The organism is Candidatus Culexarchaeum yellowstonense (genome assembly GCF_024707025.1).
Taxonomy (GTDB): Archaea; Thermoproteota; Methanomethylicia; order Culexarchaeales; family Culexarchaeaceae; genus Culexarchaeum.
Window position 1 is genome coordinate 1 of record NZ_JANGFQ010000009.1, and the last position, 23,494, is coordinate 23,494.

Sequence of the window (23,494 nt, forward strand, 5' to 3'; positions counted from 1 at the left end):
GAGTCTTCTATTGGATGTGGTCCTGGTAATGGTCTAACTGTAAATGTATATGCCTTCTTTGGTATTGGCCAGAATGCTGGTGATGCAAATCTCTTTAAATGTTTTGGAGGGCCTCTCCTACCCACTTTCCATCACCTTCCTCTCCAATGCCTTCTTCCTTAATTCGTCTGATAGGTCGAGTTTGGTTATCATAACTTTTGATGGATGTATGGGGACATATACTATTGTTCCATCAGCTTTCTTGCGGGTTGCCCCCTCAACGTGTATTCTCATCTCCTTTAAATCTACCTCCACAACCTTTCCCTCTATTCCAGCGAAATCCCCCCTCATTATTAACACGGTATCCCCCTTTCTAACGGGGAATGACCTTCTATTATACTTCTTCCTTAATTCCGGTGATAGGGGGGCTGCCATTAAATCATGCCTTTTATGTAGTGGGGCTTCAAGGATCGCTTTCCTCTGTTTTGAAGGTTTCTTGGATTTTGTTTTCCAGTACACTTATTTCCACCCCCTCAAATTATTATACTTGCTAAGGCTGCAACTTTAGGCCATCTCTCCGCAGCTTCCTTAGCCACAGGCCCTCTTATATCTGTCCCCCTCGGTTCCCCTTCAGGGGTTACTATTACTGCTGCGTTGTCTTCAAATTGTATCCAGCTTCCATCAAGTCTCCTGTATGGCTTTTTCTGTCTAACTATTACTGCTCTAAGTATTTGCCTCCTCATTTCTGGAGTTCCTTCCTTCACAGATACTATAACCATATCTCCAACGGATGCTGATACTAACCTTCTCAACCTACCCTTTAAGCCTACTACTCCAATTATTTGAACTATTTTTGCTCCACTGTTATCTGCACATTTAATTCTAGCCCCAACTGGTAATCCTGCGCTTACACCATGTCTATATGATACTCCAACAGCCCCTTTAGCTCCCCTCTTAGCCACTTCCTCCCCCCTCCACTTTCTCTATGACTACGAATGATATTGTTTTGCTTATGGGTCTGCATTCAGCTATCTTTACAATATCCCCCTCTTTAACCTCTATGCATGGGGGTTTGTATGCATGTATTTTTGACCTCCTCTTTTCATACCTCTTATATTTTGGAACATAGTATAAGTAGTCTCTCTGTACAACTACTGCTTTACTCATTTTGCTACTTACAACGGTTCCCTCGATCACCTTCCCTCTAACGCTAAGTTTCCCATGATATGGGCATAATGGATCGTTGCATGTTGTTGTTGGAGGTTTAACTCCCGGTATTCCTATGTTTCTTGCTGGAGTGCTCATCTACCACCATCTCCTCCTCACAGCTATCTTTTTCAATCTATCTTCAGGTCTTGCTATTATCACGTTTCCATCAATTTCCACCAATTCCCCTATCTCAGTTTCGAATATGAATTTTGTATTAATTTTTGGTATAACTTTCACTCTACCATCCTTTTCATCTTTTATTTTAATTGTCTTCATAGTTTCATCAACTACCATTCCACTAATTCCTATGCAGCTTTTGTTACTGCATTCGCTCACTTTAACCTTTAAACCAATGAGTTCGTGGGCTATTATATTTTTCGCAGTTATCTTCACTTCTTCCCCCTCCTCTTCTCTTCGTTTTCTATTGTGAGTATTCTGGCTATTGCCTTCTTCAGTTCCCTTATCTTTTTGGGGTTGTCTAGAGGGGCTCCTGAAGCTGCTAGAGCCATGGTTTTCGCCAATTCTGCCTTAAGTTCTGAAAGCTTCTCCCTCCTCTGTTCAGGGGTCATTTTCCTTATTTCATTCACTCTTATTATCGCCACTTTCCTCCCCCTCCTCTAATTCAGCCTTCTCCTTTATTGTGATTTCGTCCGGGGTTTTTACTGGTGGCATTATCCTCACTTTTATGCCATACTTTCCTGGTTTCAATAGGACTTCTGCTTTTGCTTCATCTACGAGTACTTCCTTCTTCTCCCCTGCTTTTAATAGTTCTCCAGCTTTAACCTTCTCGTAGTTTGCCCTTTCTGATCTCAGTTTTCCGCTTATTATTATTTCAGCTCCTCTAGCTCCAGCATCCATTATTTGCCTTAATGCGACGAAGGCAGCTCTCCTAAAGTTTACCCCCTTCTCCATTGCCCTAGCTATTCTTAATGCCATGACCTTTGCATTTAGTTCCGGATTTTGTACTTGTGCTATTGCTATTTGAGGTCTCTCTACGCCAAATCTCTTCTCAAGGGTTTCAGCAAGCTTTTTAATGGTTGTTCCTCCTCTACCTATTATGATTCCAGGTCTTTCAGCGTATATTGTTATTCTTGTTCCCAGTGGAGTTTTATACATTTCCATTCCAGCATATCCTGCTTTCTCAAATTCCTTCATTAAATATTCATCGATTTGCATTTTCTTGTATCCTTCATGGACGAAGTATCTTTTTATACTCATGTTTCCTCCTCCGCAACTGCCACTTCTATATGTACGAGTTGCCTATTGTATGGTGATGCCCTTCCAAACGCCCTTTCAATATACTTCTTTATCGTAGGCCCCTTCATGGCTGCAATGTGAATTATCCTCAATTTATCCGGGTTTAAACCTTTATATTCAGCGTTAGCTTTAACTTGATTTAATAATGATATTATCTCCCTTGATGCCTTGACAGGGTATCTTAATGAAGCTCTTCCCTCCATCCCCCTATGATGTGCAACTTTACCAGTAAACCTTGTGAATGGGATGGGCTTTTCCTTCCTACATACCTTCTCCAAATACTCTATTGCTTCTTCGAGCTTCATCCCCCTAATGAATTTACATATCTCATATGCTGCCTTATATGAAATATTCATATCTCTACCACAAGCTTTCGCAGTTGTCTCGGGGTTCAGCCCCCTTATTGAATAACCCCAACTGGGCATAATCCTAATCTCCTACACATATCAAATATTTAGACTAAGCATTTTTCCATTAAATACTATAAAAATTTTGCTTTCCCCTTAGAATGATACTTTGAAGTAAAGTTTATTAGATATTTAAGCATTAAGTGTATGAGGTTGTTGGTGTACCGTTATGCCAAGGGAATTCACTTATAGGGGGTATACGCTCCAGCAATTGCTTGAAATGCCCATGGACAAATTTGTCACCCTACTCCCCTCTAGGCAGAGGAGGAGCTTGAAGAGGGGGTTAACTCCCCAGCAACGTATATTATTGGAGAAGATTAGGGAGGCCAAGAAACTTATGAGTGAAGGTAAGAATGTGAAGATAAGAACGCATTGTAGAGATATGATAATACTACCGGAAATGGTTGGTTTAACAATACATGTACATAATGGCAAAGATTTCGTTCCAGTTGAGATAACCACTGAGATGATTGGGCATTACCTAGGTGAGTTTGCAATAACGAACAAGAAGGTGGTTCATGGAGCTCCAGGTTTAAGGGCTACTAGATCAAGCATGTATGTACCATTAAAGTAAAATTCACTCCACCCACAGAAAGACTTAAACCACAATTGCCTTATATTTCTAATAATACATTTCATGGTGAAAAATAGTGGACGATTTAGTGAAGTTAGCATGGCTCCTTCACATTTCAACACTAATCTTCTTCACTGGTGGAATGATAGTTTCTCCAATAATTTCTCCATTCGCGCTTTCTCTAGGAGCTGATGCAATTATAATTGGCTTACTATCATCTATAACATCAATGGTAACCATAATTATTAGACCCTTTGCAGGGTTAATTGTTGATCGTGGTAAGAGATTTGAGACGCTAATGCTTGGAACTGCCCTCAACTGTGCTGCAGCAATAATTTACTTTTTATCCAATAACCTATGGTCCTTTGCCTTTGGGAGAATTTTGAGCGGCTTAGCTTCAGCATTCTTCATGCCTGCATCCATATCCACAGCCATAGATCTCTCCCCAGTGAATAGAGTTGGGGAAACTCTGGGTTGGAGGAGCACGATGTTTGGAATAAGTCAATTGTTGGGGCCTGGCATCGGCGGATATTTGGCTGACCTAATGGGTTACAGGAATACTTTCATAATAAACTTTCTATTCGTCTTTACCGCCCTTATCATAATATACTTCACCAGCAGAATGGTTCCAAAGGATATTGTTAAGCATAGAGGTAATTCAAATGGATTTAAGGATATTAAAAGACTTTTGAAATTGAATTTCATTGGTTCAATGTTGGCTGTAATATTTTATTCTATGGCCATGAGTGGAGTATGGGCATTCTTACCCGCATATTATGTTAGTGTTGGTTTAGGTACAGCGACTTACGGACTCTTTTCAAGCATTAATGGTGGAGCAAGCATCGTGACAAGGGCGACTAGTGGAAGGATTGCTGATAAACATGGCTCTATTCCGGTGGCATCTATTGGCGCCATAATAATAACTTTAGGTTACATCATTCTCAGCGTATTTCCAAATCCACCACTTGTTTATGTAGTAGCAATCTTAGTTGGTGTTGGAACTGGTTTATGGGTTCCAGCAATACAGTTACTTGCTCTAGGCGATTTGCCTCCTGAAATTAGGGGATTTGGGTCTGGAATATACTCCATGGCCTTCGACGCTGGATTTATGATTGGACCCATAATATTCGGGTTTATTATAGAGTCTTCAGGTAGCTATCTATCAATACTATGGCTTCTACCAATATTGACCTTTTCAGCATTATTAATAGTGCAGATTGTGGGGTTAATTATGCGTAGGAGTCATGATAAACATTTAACTGCAAAAATGTAGGGTTTAAAAAATGTGGGTTAATTATTGTTTTCACGTTAAATCTTCAAGTATTGTTGTGAATGTGTCATGATGGTCTTCTTCATCCTCTAATATCTCTCTAAATATGTGTGCTGTTACTTCATCCCCTTCATCTAAAGCCTTCTTTATTATCTTCTTGTAAAGCGTGATGGCAGTTTCTTCATCTTTAACGTCTCTTTCAATCATCTCCTTTAGATTCTCTCCCACGAATATTTCTTTGGGTTTTGTTGTGGGTTTACCTCCCAGATAGTATAGTCTTTCAGCTATCTTCTCCGCATGCTTCATTTCTTGAATTGCAATACTCCTTAAAGTATCCTTAACAGCTAATCCTTTCACTCCACTCCATTGTACATGTTGCCACATGTATTGTATGGATACTTGCATTTCGGAGGCTATGGCTTCATTTAATAGTTCAAGTAACTCTTTTGAAACCATTTATGTCACCACACATACATTGTTGTAACGTTTATATATTGTTTTTCCATTGGATGATTCATCTCCCCTTACTCGTATCTCAATGCTTCTACTGGATTCATTTTTGCAGCTTTCCATGATGGATATGCTGATGATACTACTGCCACCAATACTGCAATCATCACTGACATGAATATGTATGTTGGAGTTACTTTTGGCGTATATGTGGATAGAATGTTTTGGCCTGAAACATTGATTCTAGCGCCACTACCTAGCAGTATTGGTATTATGTATGCGATGGCTACGCCCAGTATTATTCCTATGCCGCTTCCAAGGATTCCAAGTATTAATCCTTGTGAGAGATATAGTGCAAGGACTCCTCTATCCTTCATTCCAATAGCCTTAAGTATCCCTATCTCCCTAACCCTTTCCAATACTGATATTGTCATTATGTTGAATGTTCCAAGCCCTGCTGCCACGAAGGATGTTCCAGCAATTCCCACTAGTAATAGGCTTATTTGTGATGTTACTGCTTGAACTGTGCTTGTAATCTGCTTTATTGATGTTATGCTTGCTCTACCTCCAAACATGTATCTTATTAGCTCCATGACGCTGTCAACGTCATCAATGCTGTTTGTCTTCACTATAATTGCCGTGTATCCACTGGTTCTTAGTAGTAGTCTTAGGTAGTCTATTGGGATGAATATTGTTGTGTCCGGGTTTATTATTGTTGATGTTCCGTAGGAGTCGAGGATTCCCACCGTGATCATCATTATGTTTCTAGATCCTATCTGAACCAGTATTGATTGTCCAACATCATACCTGTATGCTCCTGTATCATCCACTGCTATGTTATAGCCTATTACTGCTTGGGGTGATGGTACATCATAATATGCTTCCCCCTTAATTAGGTTTATGCTTCCCAATATTGTTTGCATATCTGTGGTGGAGGCTCCAAGTATTGTTATCCTATCATTTATTCCTGTGACTCTTGCGGTGGTTATGAATATTGGAGCCACTTTTGCCACTCCACTTAACCCTTTAACATTTGATACATCTACATCTGTGAATAGTCCTCCACTCCTAACAGTGACTATTATTGTGTTTGGTCCAAGTTTCTCCAGGGTTTTGAATATTTCATTGCTAACCCCTTCCACTTGTGCTGAGAGTGCAATTATACTTGTAACACCTACGGCTATTGCTAAAATCGTTAGTATGGTTCTAGTTCTTCTCTCCATTAACTGTTTCAATGCTAACTTCAATAATCCCTTTAACTTCATTTCCTCCTCCACCTCATTATCAGTACTCCCGAGACTATTACGATTATGGCTATTATGGATATTATGGTTAGTGGGCTTGTGAGGATTGATATAAATGTGCCTCTGCTTTGTGTGGTGGTTGTGGTTGTCGATGTTGTTGGGGATATGTTTATCGTTATTTCAAATGATTTTTCGCTTATGTTCCTGAGATTGTCCATATACCTTAATACAACTGGTAGTTTTACTTGTGTTAGTGTTGTGTTTAGTAGTTGTAGGTTTATTGTGAATGTTGTTGGTGTGTTAACATCTATGTTTCCTATGTATACTGATCTGGATCCGAAGGGTTGTATTGGGAGGTTCTCTAGTATTGGGGTTGCATAGGTTGCATATGCTGTTGATGTTCCAACATTTGTTATTGTTATGGTTATTGAGAAGGGCGTGTTTGGCCTTGGAGATGCGGGTATTATTGCCACGTCTGTCAATGTTAATTCTATGAATCCCCTCAATAGCATTGTAATTTGCCGTGTATCGCTGACTGATACATCCCTAGCTGTATCATAGTAGGTTGTGGATATGGTTATGGTTCCAGTGGCTGCTGTGGTTAATGGGACATATACATCTATTGGTATACTGCTGCTTTGCCATGGCTCTAAATCATCAATATACATGGTTGAGGATCCGAAAACCTTTATTGTGGCGTCTGTGGATATGCTCATCTTTACATTCCTAATTGCACTGTAGCCATTATTTGATATGGTTATGTTTAGTTTATTTATTTTCCCTATATAGAGTTCCCCAGTACTTAATTTTACATCCAATTTTGGTTGTGGGTCTTGTGGGTTTATTAGTGCTTGTATGCTCTTTGTTTCAGTGTAAATTGAGTTTCTAGGTCCAATGTATCTTATGTCAAAGTTTATTTGAACCATCTTCCCCTTCAATCCGCTTGGAACGTAAATTTCAATTGTTGATGTAACGTTTTCACCTGGCTTTATATGCTCAATATATGTGTATCCTATATTGTTTATGGTTATGCTGCTGGAGTATGCCCTTGATATCTGTAAATTGTAGGCATCTGCATCCCCCAAGTTTTTAATAGTTAGTAATGCAGTCTGCCTTCCTTCAATTAGAGTTTCATTGTATAAGCTTAATTGTATATTTGGTCTTCCAGTGATTTCCAGTGGGATTTGTATTGTTTGACTTATTAATCCATAGTTTGATATGAAGTATTCTAAGTTTAGGTTTGATAGGTATGTTCCTTTAAGTGCTTGTGGTGATATGTAAATTTGGTATGCTAATTGTATTATAGAGCCTGGGGTTACTGTTGATTTATAGTATATTGTTGCCGTATTGCTTTTGTCGGATGTTTTGAATGGTTCTGGGAGGCTTAATTTTGCCACTAGATTGTTGAAGCTCCACTTCCCCTCATATCTAAGTATTATTGTTAGTGTTGTATAATCCCCTCCAGTAACTTCTATTTGACTTGTATCCCCCCAATATGTTGATAAAAGTTTGAATTCATTACCCTCCCCCTTGCACATGATTATTGAAGATGAAATTGAAGCCATTATTATTAGGATTAAAATCATCATTATGAGTTTATTTTCCCTCATGGCTTTGAAACCTCCTTAACCTCTTCTATCATTCCATCCCTCAACTTTACCACCATATCGCAGAATCTTGATAATTCTATGTTATGTGTTACCATTATTATAGTTATCCCCTTTTCATCAACAAGCCTTCTGAATATTTCCATAATTACCTTTGCACTTACGCTGTCAATGTTTCCAGTGGGTTCATCAGCAAGTATTAGTTCTGGATCGTTTATAAGTGCTCTTGCTATTGCAACTTTTTGCCTCTCGCCACCACTAAGTTCATTGGGCTTCTTCTTCACTTTATCTTCAAGTCCTAGGATTTTCAATAGGTTCATGGCCTTCTCCCTCCCCTCATCTTCATCAACCCCCTTTATAGCCATTGGTAGCATAACGTTCTCCAGCACGTTTAGATACCCAATTAAATTGAAGAATTGAAAGACAAACCCTATCTTCTCATTCCTATACTTTGCAAGTTCATCACTTGTTAATTCCTCCAAATTTCTACCACAAGATATTATCTTACCCTCGGTTGGTTTATCTAAGCCTCCTATTAAGTTTAGTAGTGTGGATTTACCTGACCCTGATGGTCCCATCACCGCTATGAATTTCCCCATTGGAAATGATATGCTCACATTTCTCAGCGCTGGATATTTAACCTTCCCGGCAACATAAACCTTCGAAACATTCTCCAATCTAACTATATCCATTGAATCCACCTCCATCAATTTTGGCAATAATGTTACTACGATTATAAACAATTAACCTTAGATATGATATTTATATTTATCTGATTTCAGGTATGGCATTGTAATCATAATTTTCATTGTTGTGGATTTATTGTGTTTGGCGCCGGGGGCGGGATTTGAACCCGCGAGTCCCCGAAGGGACACAGGCTTTCCAGCCCTCTTTAAATGTATTTATCTCGAGGCCTGCGCCTTACCGCTAGGCTACCCCGGCTTGAAAATTTGTTAAATAAAAACTAATGGGTTGTTTTATGGGTTTCTGTTCTTAAATTCTATATTACTTGCTCATCTCGGGTTTATTGTGTTTTATACTGGGTACTTCAAGCTTTTCTGTAATCTTTTGGTTGCCAGTTTTATGTCTTCTCCAGTCACTGTCTTCCTATTTGCATGTTGAGCTAGCTCTATTGCTTCCTTCGATATCTCTATAGCCATGTCTTCCAGTATTTCTCTTAGGGCTTCAGCTGCCTCTACACTTACTCTGTAGGCTCCAGCTTTTCGAACCAATCTTTCTATGGGTGCTAGTGGGAGTTCAGGCATTTTAACACCATTAAAAACTTTTGCTCTCCTAATATTAATTGTTTTCTCTTAATTTCATCATTATAGTACGATTTACCTTTTTAATGGCTTCGATATGTTTAAATAATATTCCGTTATTCTTTACTCTTTAGAGGGGTCTATTTGGGGAAGGTGCGAACGAAGGTTGTGAAGAATTTGGCTGCGAAATTGTTGGAGAAGTATCCAGATCTTTTCACCACGGATTTTGAGAAGAATAAGCGTTTGGTTGAGGAGTTGACTGATCTCAGATTTAAGCATTTACGGAATAGGGTTGCCGGCTACATCACCCATCTGGTTAAGATTAATATGCGTGCTTCAGAGGTTGAGGAGGCTGAATCTGCTGAAGTGGAGGGTGAAGCTGAAGCGGAGTCTAGTGGAGGTTAAACTATACTTATAATTCTCCGCAATATTACTCTAAGATCGTACTTTAATATATCCTTCTCCCTTCTTGTGAGCTTCTCTTCCATGAGTATTCTGATTGAATTGTCGTTGAAAATTACATCCCTCACCCTCTTCCCCACTATATTCTTTACTAGGTTTCTAACGTCTTCAACGTTGGCTTTAGGCACTTCCCTTATGGCGTTTTTGCAGAGGTTTATGCATGTTGTTCCAGATACGTAGGCGTTTGCACAACATGATGATGGGAAGGCTTTAAGCCCCCTCTCTTCAGCTATCTCCATTATCCTCCTTTTAGCCTTCCAAGCCCCCTCCCCCTCAACGGCTTCCCTTATGAATTTCACATCTAATCCCAATTTACTCATCCTCTCCATTATGCTCCTAGTCAGTCTTAGTGATCCTGCAACTATGCCTACGGCTCCAGCCCTTTTAGCTTCATCAATTATCTCTTCAGCTTCATTATCCGTTATCCCTGGAATTATTGGTCTAATGAAGACCATTGGCTTTAACCCTTCAGCTCTAAGATTCCTTATGGTTTTAATTCTCAGCTCTATGTCTGGTGCTTTTGGCTCCAGCACATTTTTACTTTTCAATGTAACTATTGTTATTAGGGGGCTTATCGGTATCTTTATTTGCGCTATTTTCTTAGCTAATTCCTCATCTATATATTCCTTTGTGGAGAATTGAACTGGGTTTCCAAGTTCTTCGAAGGCTTTTATGTATTCCATAGTCTTACCCTTCACCCTTTCATGGAATGGTTCCGTCACGCTTCCTATGGCAATGTATGTACCATTTATTGTTGGCATGAAGTATGGGTTTGATAGTAGTGCGTATACCATTTCAGCTCCACTTAGACCGTATGGTGTTATGTTGTTGAAGTTGTATCCCATGTCCTGTATATAGCAGTATATGCATTGGTTTACACATCCTATGGCTGGATGTATGGTTAGTCCACATGGTCTAGGCCTCCTCTTGGCATGATGATCTGATGATGCCTTCATGATGGATTTCTCGGGGAGCTTCTCCCCATACTTCTCCTTCAGAATCATCTTTCTTAGTGGTATGCTGGTTAAATCCATTTGTTGTAACCGTAAAATTGGTTTATAAACTAACAAATATATTATTTATTGAATTATTTGGTGGCGTTGCCCATGGCATTGTCTTTGCAGATATCCTTTATGGGTTTCAGTGAAGAGTTGGCTTTAGCCCCTGTGGATAAGCTTCATCCACATGAAGAGATCATTCCATCAATTTTGGATAAGCTTGTGGGGGAGATTAGGAGGAGTGGCGTTTTTAAGGATCCAATAATTGTGGATTCCAATTCCAACGTTGTTTTGGATGGTATGCATAGGCTTGCAGCATCTAAGATTATTGGGTTTAAGTGGATCCCTGTCTGTTATGTGGATTACATGAGTGATAGTGTTAGGGTTTATAGGTGGTGGAGGATTATTTCAGGTAGTGGTTTTAGGGAGTTTGTTGAGAAATCTTTCAATGCTGAATTCCTTGGCAGGGAATCCATTGACATTTACGTTTCAAAGTACCCATTGCTTATCTTCAGAGATGGCTTCTACCTTTTCCATACAAGTGGGGTTTTTGAATCTTTATGGCTGGTTAAGGATTTGGAGGCTAATTTCTCATCAAGAGGGTTCATTGTAAACTATGATCTTGAATCCGACGCCATCTCTAAACTTGATTCTGGGGAGTGCTCTGCAGTTTTAACCCTTCCAGGCGTTTCGAAGGGGGATGTGATCTCATTGGCTGTTTCAGGTAAGGTTTTCCCACATAAATCCACTAGACATGTTTTCCCATTTAGACCTATGGGCATAAATTTGCCATTAAATGTGTTGTTTATGGATAGCTTTGAGGAAGCATCCTTAATGTTTTTGAATCACATTAAAAGTAGGGCTGTAAGGATATATCCTCCTGGTAGCATTCTTGATAGGAAGTATGATGAATATTTGTATGTGTTTGAGGGGTGATGGGGGTTGAGGGTTAGATTTCTAGGTCATTTGAAGAATATTTTTGATGATGGGTTGATGTCTCTGAGTGGAGTTGGGGGGAGGAAGCTTAGGGATGTTCTCTCAATGATTTACGATCTATTGGGAAAAGCTTCAAATGAGATATTTAATGGTTCACCTGATAGAATTCGTTCAAGCATAATCCTACTGGTCAATGAAGTTTCATATGATATCCTCGGATTAGATTACGTTGTAAGTGAGGATGATGAGCTCATATTCATACCATCAGTTCATGGTGGATAGGTGATTCTATTTGAATTTGGACTTCTTCTTTTATCCTAATTCTGTGGCTATTGTGGGTGCATCGACAGTTCCAGGTAAGGTTGGGTATGAGCTTGTCAAGAATATTGTTGAAGCAGGTTTTGGCGGGGATATATTTCCAGTTAACCCTAAGGGTGGGAGCATACTTGGATTGAAGGTTTATTCATCAGTTAAGAGTATACCATCAACTCCGGATTTAGCTGTAATTGTAACTCCAGCTGAAACTGTCCCCGGAATTGTTGGGGAGTGTGGTTCTATTGGCGTTAAGGGCGTTGTGGTTATCTCTGGAGGGTTTAGTGAGGTTGGGAATAGGGGGTTAGAGGAGGAGTTGGTTTCACATGCACGTAAGTATGGTGTTAGGGTTATTGGGCCTAATAGTGCTGGAATAATAAATACATCAATAAATTTCCATGCATGTATGGAGTTCAGAGTTCCAAGGGGACCTGTATCCCTAATATCTCAAAGTGGGGCTGTGGGGGGCATCCTATTTGCATTGGCTAGGGAGGGGGGTGTGGGGTTCAGCAAATTTGTTAGTTGTGGGAATTCTTGTGATGTGAGTGAAGTGGATGTTTTGGAGTATCTTCTTGGGGATGATGAAACTGGATCTATAGCCTTATATCTTGAGGCTATACGTAATGGACGTAGATTCATTGATGTTTGTAGGAGGTTTAGGGGGGTTAAACCTATAGTGGCATTTAAGGCTGGTAAATCTATTAGTGGTGGTAGGGCTGCTGCATCCCATACAGGGGCTTTAGCTTCACCATACCATATCTACTCATCCCTATTCAGGCAGTTTGGGATCCTTGAAGCTCCAGGTCTCAGTGGCTTATTTTCATCATCAAAATTTCTAGGTTTAGGTTTTAGAGCTCGGGGACCTAGAACCATAATAGTTACCAATTCAGGTGGACCTGGGGTTGTAGCCACAGATCTATGTGAATCTTTTGGCTTAATAGTATCTGAACCCTCTGAGAATTTGAAATCCAGGCTTAGAGGCTTCCTACCACAAATATGCTCATTGAGGAATCCAATAGACTTAACTGCCACTGGTGGTTATGATTGGTATTATGGCGTTTTGAGGGAAGTTGCAATTTCAGGGGAGTATGATTTAGCTTTAGTCATATGTGTCCCGCCAAGCTTCACTAATCCCATGGAGGTTGCTAAAGCTATAAGTGACTTCCATAACTTGAATATGGGTATGCCCATAATTCCATGCTTCATGTATGGAGATATTGTTAGGGAATGTGTTAAATATTTGGAGGGGAGAGGTATTCCATGTACATTCACATTGGAGGATGCTGCTTATGTAGCTTACTCGATAACACGTTTTGGAGGTGGATTTTTTGGATCCCCTATTAGGTGAATCTGGATCAAGAGTTTTGATGATGGGTAATGAAGCTATTGCTAGAGGGGCAATTGAGGGTGGAGTGCAATTTGTATCCGGTTATCCTGGAACGCCATCTTCGGAGGTTATAATGTCCCTATCCAGAGTTTCCAGTAAGCTTGGAATCTTGGTGGAATGGTTTGTCAATGAGAAGGTTGCTTTTGAAGCTGCCTTCTCAGCATCATCGGCTGGTTTGAGGTCTATGGTTACCATGAAGGCTCCGGGGATTAATGTTGCTTCAGATGCCCTTTTATCAGCTGCCTATGCTGGGGTTAATGGTGGGATGATAATTTTAGTGGCTGATGATCCAGGTCCACATACAACACAGACTGAGCAGGATAGTAGGTTTTATGCTTTCCTATCAAACCTACCCCTAATTGAACCTTCCACACCTCAGGAAGCTAAGGATATGGTGGTTTGGGGTTTTGAATTGTCTGAGGAGGTTAACCTCCCAGTAATACTTAGAACCACCACTAGGGTTAATCATACATCTTCTGATGTTTTGCTTGGAGATTTAAAGCTCCTCAAGCGTAAACCATTATTCAAGAAGGATCCACCTAGGTATGTTAGGGCTTCCATGAGGTGGAATCTTGATAGGCATTTATGGTTAAATAAGCGTATGTCTCAAGTTCCAAGTTTGGCTTCCAAATATCCATTTGACATCATGATTTTGAGGGGGGATTTTGGGATCATAACTAGTGGGGTTAGCTATACATATGTCTTGGAATCTTTGAGGAGGCTTGGATTTGAATCATGCTCAATATTTAGAGTTGGATTGGTAAACCCCATATCCATGGAGAATTTATCCAAATTCCTATCCCATTGTAGGAGGGTTTTATTTGTTGAGGAGCTTGAACCCATCCTTGAGGAGAGGGTTAGAGCATTATCTACAACCATGAATTTGGATGTGGAATTCCATGGTAAGTTTGATGGTGTTTTGCCTAGGGAGGGGGAATTCAGCATTGAGATTGTTGAGAATGCCATAGCCAACGTTTTTGGATTTAAGGCTTCCACCCCCTCAATTAAAGCTTCACCAATCGAGCCTCCACCTAGAAGTCCAGTTATGTGTGCAGGATGCCCACATAGAAGCTCCTACTATGCCCTCTTGAAGGCTATTAGGGATTTAGGGTTTAGGGTTGATGAGGTTCCAGTATTTGGGGATATTGGTTGTTATGCGTTAAGCTTGCAGAAGCCTCTTGAAGCCATATGGACTGAGCACTGTATGGGTGCCAGTATATCAATGGCTTTAGGGCTTAAACTTTCAGGTTATGATAAGCCTGTGGTAGCCACGATAGGTGATTCAACACTATTTCATGCTGGTCTACCAGCTCTTGTGGATGCAGTTCACTTTAATGTCAACATGGTTGTTATGGTTTTGGATAATGCCACAACAGCTATGACTGGGCATCAACCTCACCCTGGATCCAGTTTTAGGGCTGATGGATCCCCAGCTAGATCTGTGGATATAGTTAATGTTGTTAGGGGGGTTGGGGTTGATAAGGTTGAGGTTGTGGATCCATATGATATTCCTAAAACTGTGGATGTTTTGAAGAAGGCTTTGTTGAATAGGGATGGGGTTTACGTTGTGATTTGTAGGAGGGCTTGTGCCATCCTCTCTAGGAGGATGGGTGAAAAGTTTCATGTGGTGAAGGTTAACTATGATGTTTGTAGGAAGTGTAAGGTTTGTATATCGACATATGGTTGCCCAGCTATGTCATGGGATCCTGTTAAGGGACCAGTAATTCAATCTTCATGTAATGGTTGTGGCTCATGCTCATACGTATGTCCATTTAAAGCCATTGAGGTGTATTGAAATGGTTGATGAATTCAATGTTGTTGCTTGTGGTGTTGGCGGTCAGGGGGTTTTGACTTTATCGAGGATTTTAGCTTCAGCTGCTGTTAAGTTGGGTTATAGTGTCCGTGTGGGTGAAACTTTAGGCATGTCTCAGAGAGGTGGGATAGTTCAAAGCTTCATTAGATTTGGCTCGAAGGTTTTAAGCCCCCTAATACCAATTGGAGGTGCTGATGTCATAGTATCCTTGGATTACATTGAAGCTCTCAGGGTTTTCAAGTATGCCTCTGTAAACTCCACGGTCATAATAAACTCCAATACAATTCCACCGATATCCGTTTTGATTGGTGAGGGTAGAATGCCATCTCTGGATGATGTGGTGAAAGTTTATGGTGGAGTTACTTGTAAGATTCATGTTTTGGATGCTGATGGCTTGGCTGTTAAGGCTGGTTTACCCACAGCTACAAACATCGTCCTACTTGGCTTCCTATGTAAATTGTTCCAGGAAATTTTGCCGCCAAACATTTTGAGGGATACTGTGGCTGAAAATGTTCCGTCGAGATATATTAAGGAGAATATTTTAGCCTTTGATTTGGGCTTCAACTTCAATAAATTTTAATGCGGGGTTGTGGGTGTTATGGTGGAGTTAAAGTTTGTAGCTCCCTCATGGGATGAAATATATTCTAAGGTTATCGATTTATCACTTAAGATTAGGGGTTCTGGATGCAAGTTTGATTGTATAGTTGGGATTGCTAGGGGTGGATGGATTGTTGCTAGATTGCTGTCAGATTTACTGGATATTGCTGATATTGGTAGTTTGAGGATAGAGTTCTATAAGGATGTTGGAACTCATAGCAGGTCTCCAATAGTTACACAGCCAGTCTCCATAGATGTTCGGGGTAAACGTGTTTTGGCAGTTGATGACGTTTCTGATACTGGGAGTAGTTTGGTTAAGGCTGTTCAACATTTAATTGATATGGGTGCTGGTAGTGTTATGGTGGCAACCATACATGTTAAGCCTTGGACAATATTCATACCAGACTTCTACATTGAGGTTACCGATGCATGGATAATATATCCATGGGAATCCTATGAAACTATTAAGAGTTTGGCTTCCAAGTGGATTAGGGATGGTTTAAATTCATCTGAAATTAGGGGTAGGCTTCTAAGTATTGGTATAAGGGGGGATGTTGTGGATAGAATTCTACCCATAGTTTTGGGGGATTTGAAGGGTGTGGTTTGATGGAAGTTAGGCAGGTTGATGGTGGATTCATAATAAACTTCTCCAGCGGTTTTCAATACGATTATTTTGGCGTTTTCGGAATTTCCCTTTCAAGCCCCGTTTCAAGGGATAGATTAATTGGGGTTTTGGAGTCTTTGAGGGGTATATTCAGAATTCAATTTTTAAATGCTGATTCCATAGTTTCATGGAGGCATGTGGCTTCAGCGGCTTTAAAGGCTTTGAGGAGTTTTAAGTGTGGGAGGAATATATCGCATAGTATTGAAATGGAGCTCCTACTATACTGTTCTGGTGAGAGGCAGATTAAGGATGCATTGAGGGTTTCTGGTTTAGGTGAATTTGTTAAGGATTTTGTTTTGGCAGTTTTCGGTTCCAGTGAATCTGAAGTTTATAATGGTTTGAAGCGCTTCTTAGATTCATGTTTAGAGGCTAAGCTTAACATCAATGTTCTATCCAATAGGTCTATGGATCACTTTAAACATTTAATGAAATTGTTTAATGTTTCGGAGGATGAGTTGAAGTCTGTTTCTAAGAGGGGGTTAAGCTCTTGGGATGCCTTAGAATATATATTGATTGAGAGGGGTTGCGCCTTAGAGGTTTATAAGTGACTTGCATCTCCCTCTACCTAAGCTTCTTCATCCATTCCTCCTTAATCTTAGTTATTGATAGTATTTGATCTGGTTTTATAATTGAGATTCCAGTGTAGTCTCCTATTATCTCTATTTGTATTATTTTGTCTGGGTTTTCCAGATCTACCTTCCTATCCACAAGTTTTGCAACTTCCTCTATTATTTCCTTGCTACTAAGGTTTGTTGCCCTCTTATTCACGGTTATTCTGAAGCTTTCGTTTTCCCCAATCTTCCAAAGAAGTTTCTTCACTGCTTCCTTTATCTCCTCCACATCTGTTTTGACGTTTAATTCTATTGGTGTTACCTTTAGGACGTAGTGAAATTCCCATGGCCTCTCTTCAGCCATCTCCTTTAATCTCTCCACCACCGTGAATGGATCCATCTTCGTTTTTACAATTACAAGTCCAGGTAGCCCTGTCTTTTCATAAACCCCTTCCTCCTCCCCTATCTCCCTAAGTAGATACCACAATTCCGATATGCAGTCGTTCTCCCTCCCCCTCTGCGTTGAAACTATTAATGTGAATTCCATTTCAATCAAATGCCTATTTGTTAATTAAAGCTTAAATCTTTAACTTCCTAGAGATATTTTGGTTTTTATGGGGGCAATTGTTGAGGTTGTGGATTTGCATAAATATTATTATATGAAGGGGTGGGTTGTTAAGGCTCTTCAAGGTGTTAATTTATCAGTTTCCCGTGGTGAATATTTGTCCATTATGGGGCCTTCAGGTTCAGGTAAAACCACATTATTTAATATGATTGGTGGTTTGGATAGGCCTACTCGTGGTAGGGTTGTGGTTGATGGTGTGGATCTCTCCACATTGAGCGATTATGATCTTGCCATGTTTAGATGTTTTAAGATTGGATATGTCTTTCAAACCTTCAATTTAATTCCATTCCTCACGGCCCTCGATAATGTTATGTTGCCAATGGTTTTTGCAGGTTTAAGTGTTGAGGAGAGGCGTAGGAGGGCTGTGGAATTGTTGAATATTGTGGGTTTGGGTGATAGGTTGCATCATAAGCCTGATGAGCTTTCAGGTGGGCAGCAACAGAGGGTTGCCCTTGCAAGGGCTTTAGCCAATAATCCATCAATATTGTTGGCTGATGAGCCTACTGGTAATCTCGATTTAGCCACCGGGTTTAAGATTGTTAGTTTGATGAAGGATTTGAATGTTAAGAATGGGATTACTGTTATCTGTGCAACTCATGATATGAAGATTTTGGGTGTTAGTGATCGTATTGCTTGGATTAGGGATGGTGTTATTGAGCGTATTGAGCCTAAGAGGACTGTGGAGATTACTTTTGAGGAATTATTCGGGGAGCCTCCAAAACTTTAGCTTCAATTAAAGCTTCATTTAATGCATCCTCTATTTGCTGTGGGGTTGCAGGTTCTTCAAGTCCCCCTCTCCTAGTCCTATGGCTTAAAGTTAATCTTGCACATGTCTTTATGTGGTCTAAGTTTACCTCTAAAACCCCCTCGAAGGCTGCTAGGGTTTTTGCAGTCTTTATTATTGTTATGTCTGGTCTATGTCCATCAACCCTGAGTTTTATGCATAATCTCGAAACCACTTCCAAAAGTTTATCCGGAACTTTAACTTTTGGCAGTATGTTTCTGGCATTTATTATCCTCCTCCTAAGCTCCTCTTGTTGTGGTTCAAACTTCTTCCTGAAGGCTTCTGGGTTTTCCTCGTATTCCAAGTTCCTCCTCATAATCTCTATCCTTAAATCCTTATCATATATGTTCTCGACTTGTACGTGTAGTGCTAATCTATCCAGTAATTGTGGTCTAAGCTCCCCCTCCTCTGGATTCATGGTTCCTATTAGTATGAATCTGGCTGGATGTGCAACTGATATTCCCTCCCTCTCCACTACGTTCCATCCTGAGGCAGCTGCATCCAGTATGTCATCGACTATGTGGTCTGGTAGTAGGTTTATTTCATCCACGTATAGTATGTTTTGATTTGCTTCTGCAAGTAACCCTGGCTCTAGGGCTTTAACCCCCTCCTTTATGGCCCTCGTTATATCCAGTGTTCCCACAACCCTATCCTCAGTGGCTCCTATGGGTAGTGTGATTATCCTCATCTTCCTCTTCTCATATTCGAGGGGTTCCCCTCTCTCATACTTCTCTCTGCATACTTCACACATGTTTGTTGGGTCTTTTGGGTTGCAGTTGAAGGGGCATCCCTTCACAACCTCTATTTCTGGGAGGAGTTCTGCTAAGGCTCTTACCGCTGTGCTTTTACCAGTCCCCTTAGCCCCCCTAATTAATACTCCCCCTATCCTAGGGTTTATTGCATTTAATAGGAGGGCTAGTTTCATGTTGTCTTGATCCACTATGGCTGTGAATGGGTATGTGGGTATTGACATTCCAATTCAAACTTTAGTATAGACAACCTTAAATACTTGTTTGTCACCTTATATGTAAGGTTCTAAGCGCATTATAACATAAATATTGGGTGAAGTATCGTGGAGTTTTGTGATAGGTGTGGAAGTATGCTCGTGCCTGAGAAGCGTAATGGAGAGATAGTTCTAGTTTGTAGGAATTGCGGTTTTGTTAAGAAGTATACTTCACAGTCATATAAGGTTAAGCAGGATATTGGTGAGGAGAAGCGTAGGAAGATAACTGTTGTAAGTGAGTCCGAGGTTAAGAGTACTAGGAGGAGTGAGGAGGAGTTGGAGCTTATGGAGGATTATCATAAGGCAACCCTTGAGTTGATGGAGGAAGAGGGTGAAGAGAAGCCTGAGGGATTTGAATAGGGATTTTGCGGTATACTTAAACTATACATTCCCCCCAATTTTTGTGGTGCACTCACGATGGTTAGGATAGCCATCCTCGATGCTGATAAATGTAAACCTAAGGATTGCAGTAAGGAGTGTTATAGGTTTTGCCCTAGGGTTAGGAGTGGGGATAAGACTATTGAGTTTAATGCTGAAACTGGTAAGCCCATAATTGCTGAGGCATTATGTTCTGGTTGCGGTATATGTGTCCGTAAATGTCCATTTAAAGCTTTGAAGATAGTTAATCTCCCAGATGAGTTGGAGGAGAATTGTGTTCATAGGTATGGAGCCAATAAATTCAAATTGTATAGGCTTCCAATACCAAAACCTGGGATGGTTCTAGGTTTACTTGGCCCAAATGCTGTGGGTAAATCCACTGCCATCAAGATTTTGGGTGGAGTTATTAAGCCAAATCTTGGTAGATGGGATTCACCTCCCGATTGGGATGAGATCATACGCTTCTATAGGGGTTCTGAGCTTCAAACATACTTTGAGAAGCTATCCCACGGCAATCTTAGAGTATTCTTGAAACCGCAGTATCTTGATAAGATTCCAAGTGTAGTTAAGGGCTCCGTTGGGGAGGTTCTATCCAGAATTGATGAGCGTGGAGTTCTACGTGATTTGGCTGATTCACTGGGTCTAAAGGGGATTTGGGATAGACCCTTAAGTGTTCTCAGTGGTGGTGAGCTTCAGAAGGTTGCTGTTGCAGCTGTAGCCCTTAGGGATGCCGATGTATACCTATTTGATGAGCCTTCAAGCTACCTCGATGTTTATGAGAGGATGAGGGTTGCCAAAGTCATTAGGGGGCTTGCCTCAAAGGATAAATATGTGATTGTTGTGGAACATGATATTGCAGTTTTAGATTACATTTCAGATCAAGTTTGCATATTCTATGGGAATCCAGGGGTTTATGGTGTTGTAACCCCAGTTTATGGTGTTAGGGTTGGAATAAACATTTATCTTGATGGATACATATCCTCAGACAACGTCCTATTTAGGCGTGAACCAGTTAGGTTTGATGTAGCTCCACCACATATTGAATGGGCTCCTGGAAGCTTATTCCTAGAGTGGGGTCCTATGAGGAAGAGGCTTGGGGATTTTGAACTTAAGGTTGAACCTGGCAGCATACATATAGGTGAAGTTATTGGGATTCTAGGTCCAAACGGTATTGGTAAGACGACATTCATAAAGCTTCTTGCAGGAGTTTTGGAGGTTGATGAAGGTTACACTCCAACATCCAGTTTAAAGGTTAGCTACAAGCCTCAATACATATCCTTTAAGGAGGATTTAACTGTTAAGGAGGTTTTGGCTGAAGCTGCTGGTGACAAGTTTAATTCCTCATGGTTTAAGAGTGAAATTCTAATACCACTAGACCTCATAGACCTACTGGATTCACATCTATCTGAGCTTAGTGGTGGTGAGCTTCAGAGGGTTGCCATAGCTAAATGTCTATCCATGGATGCAAACATATACCTACTGGATGAGCCAAGTGCATATTTAGATGTTGAGCAGAGAATCTCCGTGGCTAGGGTTATCAAGAGGATTGTGGAGGCGAAATCTTCAGCTGCATTCGTTGTGGAACATGACCTAATAATTCAAAGCATAATAGCCAACAGCTTAATGGTATTTTCAGGTATCCCGGGTAAATTTGGAATAGCCCACACACCCACAGGTTTAAGGAGTGGAATGAATAGGTTCTTGAGGGATGTGGATGTAACTTTTAGGAGGGATCCCCAGACCGGTAGACCTAGAGTTAATAAGCCAGATTCATGGCTTGATAGGCATCAGAAGAGTATAGGCGAATACTACTATTATGAGGCTAAGGAGTAAGCTGGATACCTTTAAATACCCATTGAAACACAATATTTTCGGTGATAAATATTGAAGGTTACTGTAAGTTTAATTAAAGCTGATGTTGGAAGCTTGGCTGGGCATCATATAGTTCATCCAAAGCAGATTGAAGCTGCAAGGGAGAATCTAAAATTGGCAGCTGAAACTGGTCTTATACTGGACTTCTACGTCTTCAATTGTGGTGATGATTTGGAGCTTTTAATGACGCATACTAAGGGTGAGGATAATCCTGAAATTCATGGTTTAGCTTGGAATACCTTCAAGATGGTTACTGATAATGTTTCAAAGCCCATGAAGCTCTATGCTGCTGGTCAAGACCTATTAAGTGATGCATTTTCAGGTAATGTTAGGGGTTTAGGGCCTGGGGTTGCTGAAATGGAGTTTGAGGAGAGGCCTAGTGAGCCCATCATAGTTTTTGCAGCTGATAAGACTGAGCCTGGAGCCTTCAACCTCCCATTATTCAGAGTCTTTGCAGACCCATTCAATACTGCTGGGCTTGTCATAGATCCAAGACTTCATAAAGGGTTCAGTTTCACAGTGCTGGATGTTTTGGAGGGGTTAAGGGTTACATTGAACTGCCCTGAAGAAATGTATGATCTCCTAGCACTACTTGGAACCACTGGTAGGTATGTTATACATAAGATTCATAGTAGGGAGGGGTTGATTGCAGCTTCATGCTCCACAACTAGATTATCCCTCATTGCCGGTAGATATGTTGGTAAAGATGATCCAGTATGTATTGTTAGGACGCAGAGTGGTCTCCCAGCTGTGGGTGAGGTTTTGGAGGCATTTTCCTTCCCACATCTGGTTGCTGGTTGGATGAGGGGGAGTCATTACGGCCCATTAATGCCAGTTTCATTGAGGGATGCTAAGTGTACTAGGTTTGATGGTCCACCAAGGATTGTGGCGTTAGGATTCCAGTTAAATAATGGTAAGCTCATAGGTCCAGCCGATTTGTTTGATGATCCAGCCTTCGAATATACTAGGATGAAGGTTATGGAGATTGCTGATTACATGCGTAGGCATGGCCCATTCATGCCTGCTAGGCTAGGTCCAGATGAAATGGAGTATACCACACTACCACAGGTTTTGGAGAAGCTTAAGGATAGATTTGAGAAGGTGAAGTAGGGCTGATGAAGTTTTTGAAACCTCCAATAATAACCTTAAACTTCAAATGTTTTTTAGAGGCTACTGGTGATGGTGCAGTAAGGCTTTCAAAGATTGCAGAGAAGGTTTCCAATGAGACTGGTGTTAGCATAGTGGTATGCCCACAACATACAGATCTCTATAGGGTTGCAAGTTCAGTTGATATTCCAGTATTCTCACAGCATGTAGATCCCATAACTCCTGGCTCTTGGACTGGTCACATCCTCCCGGAGGCAGTTAAGGCTGCAGGGGCATCTGGCACACTGCTGAATCACTCGGAATTTAGACTTAAATTGTCAGATATAGAGTTTGCATTGTCTAGGGTTAATGAAGTTGGATTGATTGCCCTCGTATGCGCTAACAATGTTAGGGTTGCTTCATCATTGGCTTATCTTAAACCTTGGGGTGTAGCTGTGGAACCTCCTGAACTAATTGGTACTGGTATGGCTGTGAGTAAGGTTAAACCTGAAGTTGTCTCCAACGCTGTCAGTGAGGTTAAGGGGGTTTCTAGGGATGTACTCGTATTTTGTGGTGCTGGGATATCCACAGCTGAAGATGCATACATAGCCTTTAAATTGGGGGTTGAAGGCATACTACTTGCCTCAGCTTACGTTAAAGCTAAAGATCCTGAATCCTTCCTAAGATCACTCTGTGAAGCTTCTCTAAAGGGGTTACAACGCTAAGTTTTTATAAGCCTAATCATTTTCTACATATAATGGATAATT

The 23,494-nt window shown here is 40.7% G+C and carries 30 protein-coding genes, 1 tRNA gene and 1 pseudogene; 15 read left to right on the forward strand and 17 right to left on the reverse strand.

Annotated elements, in window-relative coordinates; translation table 11 throughout:
- The 8 genes and pseudogenes from MRT15_RS12530 to MRT15_RS02825 form a co-directional block, all read right to left on the reverse strand.
- Positions 1–125, reverse strand: a pseudogene (locus tag MRT15_RS12530) (30S ribosomal protein S4e); the annotation flags it as partial.
- Positions 118–498: a 50S ribosomal protein L24 gene (rplX, locus tag MRT15_RS02795; RefSeq protein WP_304327713.1), complete on the reverse strand. Its 381-nt coding sequence runs from the start codon at positions 496–498 to the stop codon at positions 118–120. The gene rplX and the pseudogene MRT15_RS12530, both read right to left, overlap by 8 nt.
- Before the next feature lie 14 nt (positions 499–512).
- Positions 513–941: a 50S ribosomal protein L14 gene (locus MRT15_RS02800; RefSeq protein WP_304327715.1), complete on the reverse strand. Its 429-nt coding sequence runs from the start codon at positions 939–941 to the stop codon at positions 513–515.
- Positions 934–1,284, reverse strand: coding sequence for a 30S ribosomal protein S17 (locus MRT15_RS02805; RefSeq protein ID WP_304327717.1), 351 nt, complete (start codon positions 1,282–1,284; stop codon positions 934–936). The genes MRT15_RS02800 and MRT15_RS02805 overlap by 8 nt, the downstream gene beginning before the upstream one ends.
- Positions 1,285–1,581 carry a ribonuclease P protein component 1 gene (locus MRT15_RS02810; protein ID WP_304327719.1) on the reverse strand — a complete coding sequence of 99 codons (297 nt, stop codon included), beginning with the start codon at positions 1,579–1,581 and terminating at the stop codon, positions 1,285–1,287. It lies immediately after the preceding gene.
- Positions 1,578–1,790 carry a 50S ribosomal protein L29 gene (gene rpmC, locus MRT15_RS02815; RefSeq protein ID WP_304327721.1) on the reverse strand — a complete coding sequence of 71 codons (213 nt, stop codon included), beginning with the start codon at positions 1,788–1,790 and terminating at the stop codon, positions 1,578–1,580. Before rpmC ends, MRT15_RS02810 begins: the two co-directional genes overlap by 4 nt.
- Positions 1,768–2,406, reverse strand: coding sequence for a 30S ribosomal protein S3 (locus MRT15_RS02820; protein ID WP_304327723.1), 639 nt, complete (start codon positions 2,404–2,406; stop codon positions 1,768–1,770). The genes rpmC and MRT15_RS02820 overlap by 23 nt, the downstream gene beginning before the upstream one ends.
- The gene (locus MRT15_RS02825; RefSeq protein WP_304327725.1) at positions 2,403–2,870 is read right to left on the reverse strand and encodes a 50S ribosomal protein L22; all 468 of its coding nucleotides are present in this window, start codon (positions 2,868–2,870) and stop codon (positions 2,403–2,405) included. The genes MRT15_RS02820 and MRT15_RS02825 overlap by 4 nt, the downstream gene beginning before the upstream one ends.
- Positions 2,871–3,021: 151 nt before the next feature.
- Here MRT15_RS02825 and MRT15_RS02830 point away from each other — a divergent pair, with 151 nt between their 5' ends.
- Together MRT15_RS02830 and MRT15_RS02835 are read left to right on the forward strand one after the other, a co-directional pair.
- The gene (locus MRT15_RS02830) at positions 3,022–3,426 is read left to right on the forward strand and encodes a 30S ribosomal protein S19 (RefSeq protein ID WP_304327727.1); all 405 of its coding nucleotides are present in this window, start codon (positions 3,022–3,024) and stop codon (positions 3,424–3,426) included.
- Between the two features lie 76 nt (positions 3,427–3,502).
- Positions 3,503–4,699 (forward strand): MFS transporter, encoded by a 1,197-nt coding sequence (locus tag MRT15_RS02835; RefSeq protein WP_304327729.1) that lies wholly within the window; start codon positions 3,503–3,505, stop codon positions 4,697–4,699.
- A gap of 30 nt (positions 4,700–4,729) precedes the next feature.
- On the opposite strand, the gene MRT15_RS02840 is transcribed toward MRT15_RS02835, so the two are convergent.
- The 6 genes from MRT15_RS02840 to MRT15_RS02865 form a co-directional block, all read right to left on the reverse strand.
- The gene (locus MRT15_RS02840) at positions 4,730–5,152 is read right to left on the reverse strand and encodes a bacterioferritin (protein ID WP_304327731.1); all 423 of its coding nucleotides are present in this window, start codon (positions 5,150–5,152) and stop codon (positions 4,730–4,732) included.
- A 68-nt stretch (positions 5,153–5,220) separates the two neighbouring features.
- Positions 5,221–6,411, reverse strand: a complete 1,191-nt coding sequence (locus tag MRT15_RS02845) for an ABC transporter permease (RefSeq protein WP_304327733.1) — start codon at positions 6,409–6,411, stop codon at positions 5,221–5,223.
- A complete protein-coding gene (locus MRT15_RS02850) occupies positions 6,408–8,000 on the reverse strand; it encodes a hypothetical protein (protein ID WP_304327735.1) in 1,593 nt (530 codons plus the stop codon). The genes MRT15_RS02845 and MRT15_RS02850 overlap by 4 nt, the downstream gene beginning before the upstream one ends.
- Entirely contained in the window at positions 7,997–8,689 is a 693-nt protein-coding gene (locus tag MRT15_RS02855; protein ID WP_304327736.1) for an ABC transporter ATP-binding protein, read from the reverse strand. The genes MRT15_RS02850 and MRT15_RS02855 overlap by 4 nt, the downstream gene beginning before the upstream one ends.
- Before the next feature lie 137 nt (positions 8,690–8,826).
- Positions 8,827–8,939: transfer RNA gene (locus MRT15_RS02860), tRNA-Ser, on the reverse strand.
- A gap of 92 nt (positions 8,940–9,031) precedes the next feature.
- The gene (locus MRT15_RS02865; protein ID WP_304327738.1) at positions 9,032–9,262 is read right to left on the reverse strand and encodes a histone family protein; all 231 of its coding nucleotides are present in this window, start codon (positions 9,260–9,262) and stop codon (positions 9,032–9,034) included.
- A 150-nt stretch (positions 9,263–9,412) separates the two neighbouring features.
- Here MRT15_RS02865 and MRT15_RS02870 point away from each other — a divergent pair, with 150 nt between their 5' ends.
- Positions 9,413–9,664 carry a 30S ribosomal protein S17e gene (locus tag MRT15_RS02870; RefSeq protein ID WP_304327780.1) on the forward strand — a complete coding sequence of 84 codons (252 nt, stop codon included), beginning with the start codon at positions 9,413–9,415 and terminating at the stop codon, positions 9,662–9,664.
- On the opposite strand, the gene MRT15_RS02875 is transcribed toward MRT15_RS02870, so the two are convergent.
- The gene (locus tag MRT15_RS02875) at positions 9,661–10,755 is read right to left on the reverse strand and encodes a radical SAM protein (RefSeq protein ID WP_304327740.1); all 1,095 of its coding nucleotides are present in this window, start codon (positions 10,753–10,755) and stop codon (positions 9,661–9,663) included. The genes MRT15_RS02870 and MRT15_RS02875 overlap by 4 nt on opposite strands.
- A 72-nt stretch (positions 10,756–10,827) precedes the next feature.
- Between MRT15_RS02875 and MRT15_RS02880 the strand changes: the two genes are divergently transcribed.
- From MRT15_RS02880 to cgi121, 7 genes are read left to right on the forward strand one after another with little or no spacing between them, the layout of a single operon-like run.
- Positions 10,828–11,655: a ParB N-terminal domain-containing protein gene (locus MRT15_RS02880; protein ID WP_304327742.1), complete on the forward strand. Its 828-nt coding sequence runs from the start codon at positions 10,828–10,830 to the stop codon at positions 11,653–11,655.
- Between the two features lie 6 nt (positions 11,656–11,661).
- On the forward strand, positions 11,662–11,937 hold the full coding sequence (locus MRT15_RS02885; protein ID WP_304327744.1) for a MoaD/ThiS family protein: 276 nt from the start codon (positions 11,662–11,664) through the stop codon (positions 11,935–11,937).
- 10 nt (positions 11,938–11,947) lie between these two features.
- Positions 11,948–13,315, forward strand: coding sequence for an acetate--CoA ligase family protein (locus tag MRT15_RS02890; protein WP_304327746.1), 1,368 nt, complete (start codon positions 11,948–11,950; stop codon positions 13,313–13,315).
- Entirely contained in the window at positions 13,296–15,149 is a 1,854-nt protein-coding gene (gene iorA / locus MRT15_RS02895; RefSeq protein ID WP_304327748.1) for an indolepyruvate ferredoxin oxidoreductase subunit alpha, read from the forward strand. The genes MRT15_RS02890 and iorA overlap by 20 nt, the downstream gene beginning before the upstream one ends.
- A 1-nt stretch (position 15,150) precedes the next feature.
- Positions 15,151–15,747 carry an indolepyruvate oxidoreductase subunit beta gene (locus MRT15_RS02900; RefSeq protein ID WP_304327750.1) on the forward strand — a complete coding sequence of 199 codons (597 nt, stop codon included), beginning with the start codon at positions 15,151–15,153 and terminating at the stop codon, positions 15,745–15,747.
- Between the two features lie 18 nt (positions 15,748–15,765).
- Positions 15,766–16,371 carry a phosphoribosyltransferase gene (locus MRT15_RS02905; protein ID WP_304327751.1) on the forward strand — a complete coding sequence of 202 codons (606 nt, stop codon included), beginning with the start codon at positions 15,766–15,768 and terminating at the stop codon, positions 16,369–16,371.
- Complete coding sequence (gene cgi121 / locus MRT15_RS02910; RefSeq protein ID WP_304327753.1) at positions 16,371–16,976, forward strand: KEOPS complex subunit Cgi121; 606 nt, start codon at positions 16,371–16,373, stop codon at positions 16,974–16,976. The genes MRT15_RS02905 and cgi121 overlap by 1 nt, the downstream gene beginning before the upstream one ends.
- 13 nt (positions 16,977–16,989) lie before the next feature.
- Here the strand turns inward: cgi121 and MRT15_RS02915 are convergent, their stop codons facing one another.
- Positions 16,990–17,526 (reverse strand): THUMP domain-containing protein, encoded by a 537-nt coding sequence (locus MRT15_RS02915; RefSeq protein ID WP_304327781.1) that lies wholly within the window; start codon positions 17,524–17,526, stop codon positions 16,990–16,992.
- A 67-nt stretch (positions 17,527–17,593) separates the two neighbouring features.
- Here MRT15_RS02915 and MRT15_RS02920 point away from each other — a divergent pair, with 67 nt between their 5' ends.
- Positions 17,594–18,331, forward strand: coding sequence for an ABC transporter ATP-binding protein (locus tag MRT15_RS02920; RefSeq protein ID WP_304327755.1), 738 nt, complete (start codon positions 17,594–17,596; stop codon positions 18,329–18,331).
- Here MRT15_RS02920 and MRT15_RS02925 read toward each other — a convergent pair.
- Positions 18,291–19,361 carry an ATP-binding protein gene (locus tag MRT15_RS02925; RefSeq protein WP_304327756.1) on the reverse strand — a complete coding sequence of 357 codons (1,071 nt, stop codon included), beginning with the start codon at positions 19,359–19,361 and terminating at the stop codon, positions 18,291–18,293. The two genes, MRT15_RS02920 and MRT15_RS02925, sit on opposite strands and share 41 nt — an antisense overlap.
- Positions 19,362–19,460: 99 nt before the next feature.
- Between MRT15_RS02925 and MRT15_RS02930 the strand changes: the two genes are divergently transcribed.
- The 4 genes from MRT15_RS02930 to tpiA are packed head-to-tail and all read left to right on the forward strand — an operon-like array spanning position 19,461 to position 23,452.
- A complete protein-coding gene (locus MRT15_RS02930) occupies positions 19,461–19,751 on the forward strand; it encodes a hypothetical protein (protein WP_304327758.1) in 291 nt (96 codons plus the stop codon).
- 57 nt (positions 19,752–19,808) lie between these two features.
- Positions 19,809–21,602: a ribosome biogenesis/translation initiation ATPase RLI gene (locus MRT15_RS02935; protein ID WP_304327759.1), complete on the forward strand. Its 1,794-nt coding sequence runs from the start codon at positions 19,809–19,811 to the stop codon at positions 21,600–21,602.
- 48 nt (positions 21,603–21,650) lie between these two features.
- Positions 21,651–22,751: a fructose-1,6-bisphosphate aldolase/phosphatase gene (gene fbp / locus MRT15_RS02940; protein WP_369684943.1), complete on the forward strand. Its 1,101-nt coding sequence runs from the start codon at positions 21,651–21,653 to the stop codon at positions 22,749–22,751.
- 5 nt (positions 22,752–22,756) lie between these two features.
- Complete coding sequence (gene tpiA, locus MRT15_RS02945) at positions 22,757–23,452, forward strand: triose-phosphate isomerase (protein ID WP_304327763.1); 696 nt, start codon at positions 22,757–22,759, stop codon at positions 23,450–23,452.
- The last annotated feature ends 42 nt before the right edge of the window (positions 23,453–23,494 follow it).

Bases quoted from the DNA above. Each gene is read 5' to 3' on its own strand.
- MRT15_RS02805 (WP_304327717.1), bottom strand. From the start codon at position 1,284: ATGAGCACTCCAGCAAGAAACATAGGAATACCGGGAGTTAAACCTCCA.
- MRT15_RS02820 (WP_304327723.1), bottom strand. From the start codon at position 2,406: ATGAGTATAAAAAGATACTTCGTCCATGAAGGATACAAGAAAATGCAA.
- MRT15_RS02825 (WP_304327725.1), bottom strand. From the start codon at position 2,870: ATGCCCAGTTGGGGTTATTCAATAAGGGGGCTGAACCCCGAGACAACT.
- MRT15_RS02830 (WP_304327727.1), top strand. From the start codon at position 3,022: ATGCCAAGGGAATTCACTTATAGGGGGTATACGCTCCAGCAATTGCTT.
- MRT15_RS02840 (WP_304327731.1), bottom strand. From the start codon at position 5,152: ATGGTTTCAAAAGAGTTACTTGAACTATTAAATGAAGCCATAGCCTCC.
- MRT15_RS02845 (WP_304327733.1), bottom strand. From the start codon at position 6,411: ATGAAGTTAAAGGGATTATTGAAGTTAGCATTGAAACAGTTAATGGAG.
- MRT15_RS02850 (WP_304327735.1), bottom strand. From the start codon at position 8,000: ATGAGGGAAAATAAACTCATAATGATGATTTTAATCCTAATAATAATG.
- MRT15_RS02855 (WP_304327736.1), bottom strand. From the start codon at position 8,689: ATGGATATAGTTAGATTGGAGAATGTTTCGAAGGTTTATGTTGCCGGG.
- MRT15_RS02865 (WP_304327738.1), bottom strand. From the start codon at position 9,262: ATGCCTGAACTCCCACTAGCACCCATAGAAAGATTGGTTCGAAAAGCT.
- MRT15_RS02875 (WP_304327740.1), bottom strand. From the start codon at position 10,755: ATGGATTTAACCAGCATACCACTAAGAAAGATGATTCTGAAGGAGAAG.
- MRT15_RS02880 (WP_304327742.1), top strand. From the start codon at position 10,828: ATGGCATTGTCTTTGCAGATATCCTTTATGGGTTTCAGTGAAGAGTTG.
- MRT15_RS02900 (WP_304327750.1), top strand. From the start codon at position 15,151: ATGGTTGATGAATTCAATGTTGTTGCTTGTGGTGTTGGCGGTCAGGGG.
- MRT15_RS02905 (WP_304327751.1), top strand. From the start codon at position 15,766: ATGGTGGAGTTAAAGTTTGTAGCTCCCTCATGGGATGAAATATATTCT.
- cgi121 (WP_304327753.1), top strand. From the start codon at position 16,371: ATGGAAGTTAGGCAGGTTGATGGTGGATTCATAATAAACTTCTCCAGC.
- MRT15_RS02915 (WP_304327781.1), bottom strand. From the start codon at position 17,526: ATGGAATTCACATTAATAGTTTCAACGCAGAGGGGGAGGGAGAACGAC.
- MRT15_RS02920 (WP_304327755.1), top strand. From the start codon at position 17,594: ATGGGGGCAATTGTTGAGGTTGTGGATTTGCATAAATATTATTATATG.
- MRT15_RS02925 (WP_304327756.1), bottom strand. From the start codon at position 19,361: ATGTCAATACCCACATACCCATTCACAGCCATAGTGGATCAAGACAAC.
- MRT15_RS02935 (WP_304327759.1), top strand. From the start codon at position 19,809: ATGGTTAGGATAGCCATCCTCGATGCTGATAAATGTAAACCTAAGGAT.
- tpiA (WP_304327763.1), top strand. From the start codon at position 22,757: ATGAAGTTTTTGAAACCTCCAATAATAACCTTAAACTTCAAATGTTTT.